This is a genomic window from Nocardia sp. NPDC004722 (genome assembly GCF_053601505.1).
In genome coordinates this window covers 1-5516 of the sequence record NZ_JBSGBY010000573.1, presented here as the reverse complement: position 1 = coordinate 5516, position 5516 = coordinate 1, and the positions used below count along the sequence as shown (strand labels likewise).

The following is a 5516-nucleotide window of genomic DNA, read 5'->3' as shown; positions in this document are numbered from 1 at the left end:
CGCCGGTACGCTCGCCGGGCTCGAACAGCGCCCCCGGGCTGATATAGGTCCAGTTCACGTCGTGCGCGGTGGTCCGGAACACGGCCAGCTGCCGCGCCCCGCCCTCCGCTATGGGGGCCAGGAAGGCCGGAAAGTCGGGCTGTTCGGCGAGCGTGAGCGCACTGCCCGGAGCGGTCAGGCTGCCCGCGCCGCCGATCACCAACAGCCGGGTTCCGCTGTCCGCCAAGCCTTCCAGCAGAGCGGCGGCAACCTCGGCGAGCTCGTGCTCACGGCCCTCCACCGGCCGGGTCGCGCTGATCACCACCTCGCTTCCGGCGGCGGCCTTCTCGACCTGGGCGGGATCGGCGGCGTCGGCCGTCCACACCTCGACCTGCTCGGGCAGGTCCCGCAGCCGGTCCGCGTGGCGGGCGACCGCCCGCACCCGGTGGCCGCGCTCCAGGGCCTCGGTAACGATCCGGCTTCCGGCGTCTCCGCTCGCGCCGAACACTGTGATCTGCATGGTCTTTCACTCCTTGGAATGGTGTCGGGTCAGGCCGCGAGACGGGTCTTGGGTAGTTCGGGAGCGGGCTGGGCGGGCTGCTTGGTGCCGCCGATCTGGCCGAGCAGGAGGCCGCCCAGAACGATGGCGATGCCCAGCAGCTGCAGCAGGCTCAGCGATTGGCCGAGCGCGGCCCAGCCGATGATGGTGGCCGACACCGGGCTCAGCAGGCCGAGGAAGGTCACCGAGGTGGCGTTGGTCTTGGCGATGCCGCGGAACCAGAGCGCGTAGGCGATGGCGGTGCCGATCAGTCCCAGGTAGAGGTAGCCGCCGATATTGCGGGCGTCCAGCGCGGGCGGCGCGCCTTCCGCGAGGGCCGCGACCGGCAGGAGCAGCAGGCCGCCCGCGGTCAGCTGCCAGCCCGTCATGGCCAGCGGGCTGACACCGTCGGGACGACCCCAGCGCTTGGTCAGCACGGTGCCGCTGCCCATGGCGAGGGCCGCTCCGAGTCCGGCGAGGACGCCGAGGGTGTCGAGGGCCGCGGTCGCCTTGAGCACCACCAGGGCGACTCCCGCCGATCCGATGATCGCCGCGAGAATCTTTCGGAGGGTGAGTGTTTCGAGCCCCGCGAGCGCGGCGAACCCGACCGCGAACAGCGGCGCCGACGAGGAGAGCACCGCCGCGACCCCGCCCGGCAGGCGGTAGGCCGCGATGAACAGCAGCGCCGTGAACAGGCCGATGTTCAGCGCGCCGAGTGCGAAGGCGCGCGAAATCCATTGCCCGTGCGGCAGTTTCCTGGTGATGGCCAGCAGTAGCAGCCCGGCGGGAAGGACCCGCATGAGCGCGGTGAACATGGGCCGGTCCGGCGGCAGGAAGGTGGTGGTCACAGCGTAGGTCGATCCCCACACCAACGGCGCGAGCCCCGTGAGGGCAAGCGTCCCGGCGAGTCCGGCGGCTGCGGCGCGTGAGGTGGTCATCGGTAGCTCCTCATTGATAATCTCAACGTTGAGATAACACCATCTAAATACCTCACCGTCAAGTATCTCAATGTTGAGATTTATTCCGCCGCAGCTAGGAGCCTGTCTTGCCCGACGCCGTCGACCACATCACCGCCGCCTGGCGCGACCAACGACCCGACGTGGACACCTCCCCCATGGAGATCTTCGGCCGCCTCTCCCGCCTCGGCCGCCTGTGCGACAAGGAACTCAGCGACTTCTTCCGCACCCACGGCCTGGAACGCTGGGAGTTCGACGTCCTCGCCACCCTCCGCCGCTCCGGCAACGAATCCGGCCTCAGCGCAGGCGCTCTCAACAAGGCCGCCATGATCACCTCCGGCGCCATCACCAACCGCATCGACCGCCTCACCGCCAAGGGCTGGGTCGAACGCGTCCCCGACGCGAACGACCGCCGCGCCATCCGAGTCCACCTCACCGACACCGGCCGCGCCCTCGTCGACCAACTCCTCCCCTTGCACATGGAGAACGAGCAACGCCTCCTCACCGCACTCACCCCCGCCGACCGCGAAACCCTCATCCCCTTGCTCCGCAAATTCGCGGAATCCCTCGGCGATCTCACCTTGGACTGAACCACGGATAGGCTTCCGGCATGTGAGAGTCTTTGTCGTTGCGTGGTTCTCGTTCGCCACCGCCCTGCTGGTCAGCAGTCGTGACCTGTTCACCCGGATCGTGTTCGAGGAGGGCGACACCGCGACGGTCTCGATCCAGGTGCTGGCGGCGAAGGATTTCGAGCTGCTGATCGGCAACTACTCGCGGGTGGGGTTTCATCATCCGGGGCCCGCGTTCATTTATGTGCAGGCCCTGGGTGAATGGCTGTTCCGCGACGTGCTGCACGTTGTGCCGTCACCGTGGAACGGGCAGGCGATCGCGATTCTGCTGCTCAATGCCGCGCTGCTGACACTGGTGCTGAGCGTCGTCCACGACTGGTATCCGTCGTGGACGGTGATCGCCGGGCTCGGCGGGACGATTCTGCTCTTCCTCACCGCGTATCGCGACCTGGCCAGCGGAATCTGGTTTCCCTACGTGTATTTCGCGCCGTTCCTCGTGCTGCTGGTCGCGGCATCCTCGGTAGCCGCAGGACACACCCGGCACCTCTGGATGGTGGCGCTCGCGGGCGGTCTCCTCATTCACGGGCACGCGGAATTCCTGTTCTTCGTGCCGTTGCTGGGCGGCGCGACGTTGTATCTCCTCCGGCGGCGGAAACTCGAAGTCGCCAAGCGGGATTGGTGGCTGTTCGCCGGGATCGCCGCGGCATTCGCGTCGACGATCCTGCTCGACGCGATCCTGCATTTCCCCGGCGAACTGGTGAAATATGTGGGCTACGGCGGCGGCCACGCCATGCACGCGCCCTGGACGGCGGTGTCCTACACGGTGCAATTCTGGGGACCGAACCGCCCGCTCGGCGCCCTCATCCTCCTCGCCCTCTTCGCCGCCGTCACCCGGCTGTCGCGCGGCGACGAGTTCCTGCGCACCGGCCTGGCATTCTGCGCGGCGACCGTCCCCCTCATATGCGTCTACGCGATGATCGGCATCGACCAGATCGACGAGTCCTACATCGGCTACTTCTCGTACGCCGTGCCGCTGTTCATGTTCATGCTCCTGCTGATCGGCGTCACCCGGCGGCTCGACCTGTCGCGAGCTACGCACTTACGGTATGCCGCCGTCGCCCTGCTGATCGTCGGCATCGCGGCGAGCGGACTGACGCAATCCCTGGCCAACCGCCGCCACGAAATGACCGGCATCCCCGCCGCTTTGGACGCGATGGCACAGCTGGCCGGCCCCCGCCCCATCGTCCTGCAACGCCACCCGCACGAAGCCTGGTCCGAGGTCGTCCCCCTCGTCCTCACGGGCGCCCGCACCGGCATCCGCGTCTGCGCCGACGACCTCGAACTCCTGGTCACCCCCGCATACGCCTGCACCCCAACAGAATTGGCGACCGGAGCCCACTTCACACTGGCGCGAAAGGACACCGGCACACCGCCCGGACAGATCATCGCCGAGGTGAGCCGCGAGCGCGGCGAACACCAAAGCTGGGTGACCACGCCGAACTGAATCGCTACCTCTGATTACCGGCGGGCGCGATCTGAACCGTGACGGAGTTCGGATTGGGAGAGGTGGGCGGGGTCGGGGTGGAGGCGGTGCGGGGAGCCGGGGTGGCGCTCGGGACCGCGGGTTTGACGGGAAGCCCCGGCGTCGCGGGGTCCGGTGCCCAATGTGAGTCGGAGAGCATCGAATTCGGGTCGGCGCTGCCCGGAGCTGGAAGGGCGGGCAGCGGGATATTGACCCGGCTGCGGTTGTCGGGAGTGGGGCGGGCCGGTGTCGCCGGGGTGGAATTGCCGGGGACGGCGGGGATTTCGGTGCCCGGGGTGGTGTTGGTGGGGTCGGTGTAGGTCGGGTCGGGGGTGACCGCGTCCGGCGCTGCGGGGGTGTTCGGATCGGATTCCGCTGGGGCCGGGTCTGTTTGGGGCGGGGTGAGGAACGGGAGCGAAGGGAGGCCCGGCGTCGCCGCGGCGGGGAAGTCGGTGAGGGCGGGGCCTACTTCCATGGCCGAGGCGGGGGTGGGGAGGCCGCCGTCGGGGGCCGCGGAGTATTCGGCGCGGAGGAGGTGGTTGTCGCGGGTGAGGACTTTGCCGGAGGTGGCTTCTACGGCTGCGGTGGTGCGGGGGTCTTCTTTGTCGGTGCCCAGGTACATCTGGCAGTCGGTGGTGTCGCAGGTTTGGGCGTAGGGGTAGCGCTGTTCGGCCAGGGCGTAGGAGCGGGCGGCGATGGCTTGGGCGCGTAGGGCTTCCGCGCCGCCCTGGTCGGCCCAGCCGGGGACCATTTCGGCGGGGACTACGCCCTTGAGGTAGTCGTCGAGGTCGAGGTCGTTGACGGTGCGCGGGGAGGTGCCGTCGAGGGCTACGCCGAGGACGCCGCGGTAGGCGTTGCCGCCGCAGATTTCGAGTTGTTCGGCGGCGGGTCGGTCGGTGCCGTCGGTGACGGGGTAGGCCCAGGGGTCGTCGGTGGAGCCTTCCCAGAGTTTCGCGCCGTCGCAGCCCTGGGTGATGGTGACGTCCGCGCCGGCGGCGGTGGGGGTCAAATGAGCTGCCTGGCCGGGGATTACGCGGCGGTCGGCGACGTAGAAGACGGAGTCGGAGGCGATGTCGAGGGTCTTGTCGTCCTGCTCCATGAGGCGGACGCGGACCGTGGTGGGGCCGATATCGGCGAGTTCCGCGCCGGCGTAGTAGTTGGCCAGGATGCGGTCGGCGGTCCAGCCCGCGACGGCCTTGTCGAACGCGCCGTTCTGGCTCAGGCCGCGGCCGTGGCCCGCACCGGCGGTGAAGAGGAAAGCGTTGTCGGGCCAGGCCCAGAGCAGGAGGGCGGTGCCGCCGGTGGTGGCGGCGACAGCGAGGGACAGGGTGAGCAGACCGCGCCTTCTACGGCGCTGGGCTAGGTACCCGTTCGGCATGTCATACCCGTTCTGTCGAGAGCCGAAGCTACATTCGAGTTACCCAAAGCTAAGCCTCAACCATACGTTCAGAGAATGTGACAGTAGGGACTAGTGTGATCGCTGATGCGCCGGGTGGCAAGCTCGCACTCCGGGCGCGGTTAGACGGATTTACCTCGAATGGGAGATGCTCGTGCCGTATCGCAGACCGAAACACGCCATAACGCTCCCGGTTGTCACCGTCCTCGCACTGGCCGCGCCCGTAGGCATTCTGGCGCTGAGCGATTCCCGAGATGTCCGGGTCACGGACGAAAGCAATCTGGCAGCTATACCTGCACAAATGGCCGAAGTCGCCCTTTCTTCGGCACCCGATATCGTCCTGCCGCTCCGCGAACTGACCGGACTCAACCTCCCCGACCTCCACCTCTCGGATCTGCGGATGCTGCCGCTGCCCAGGGCCATCCCGATCCCGCCGAATCTCATTCCGGGCGTGCAACTACCCAGTGAGATCCCGCTGCCCAGGCTGAATTCCGAGCCGCCGCCGGGCACCGCACCGGCCCTGCCCACCACGACGCGCCCGGCCGCACCCGGTCTC

General features: G+C 68.4%; 5 protein-coding genes and 1 pseudogene. 3 read left to right on the top strand and 3 right to left on the bottom strand.

Annotated features, from left to right (window positions below; genetic code table 11):
* Both ACWELQ_RS36875 and ACWELQ_RS36870 read right to left on the bottom strand, forming a co-directional pair.
* Nucleotides 1–499: NAD(P)-dependent oxidoreductase (locus tag ACWELQ_RS36875; protein WP_452401648.1), on the bottom strand; the 499-nt coding region annotated here is incomplete at its 3' end.
* Nucleotides 500–528: 29 nt separating this feature from the next.
* Nucleotides 529–1455 (bottom strand): EamA family transporter, encoded by a 927-nt coding sequence (locus ACWELQ_RS36870; protein ID WP_452401647.1) that lies wholly within the window; start codon nt 1453–1455, stop codon nt 529–531.
* Nucleotides 1456–1562: 107 nt separating this feature from the next.
* Here ACWELQ_RS36870 and ACWELQ_RS36865 point away from each other — a divergent pair, with 107 nt between their 5' ends.
* Both ACWELQ_RS36865 and ACWELQ_RS36860 read left to right on the top strand, forming a co-directional pair.
* Nucleotides 1563–2063 (top strand): MarR family winged helix-turn-helix transcriptional regulator, encoded by a 501-nt coding sequence (locus tag ACWELQ_RS36865; protein ID WP_452401646.1) that lies wholly within the window; start codon nt 1563–1565, stop codon nt 2061–2063.
* Between the two features lie 22 nt (nt 2064–2085).
* Nucleotides 2086–3546 carry a hypothetical protein gene (locus ACWELQ_RS36860; RefSeq protein ID WP_452401645.1) on the top strand — a complete coding sequence of 487 codons (1461 nt, stop codon included), beginning with the start codon at nt 2086–2088 and terminating at the stop codon, nt 3544–3546.
* 4 nt (nt 3547–3550) lie between these two features.
* On the opposite strand, the gene ACWELQ_RS36855 is transcribed toward ACWELQ_RS36860, so the two are convergent.
* On the bottom strand, nt 3551–4942 hold the full coding sequence (locus ACWELQ_RS36855; protein WP_452401644.1) for a SpoIID/LytB domain-containing protein: 1392 nt from the start codon (nt 4940–4942) through the stop codon (nt 3551–3553).
* A 319-nt stretch (nt 4943–5261) separates the two neighbouring features.
* Here ACWELQ_RS36855 and ACWELQ_RS36850 point away from each other — a divergent pair.
* A pseudogene (locus tag ACWELQ_RS36850) lies at nt 5262–5516 on the top strand (N-acetylmuramoyl-L-alanine amidase); the annotation flags it as partial.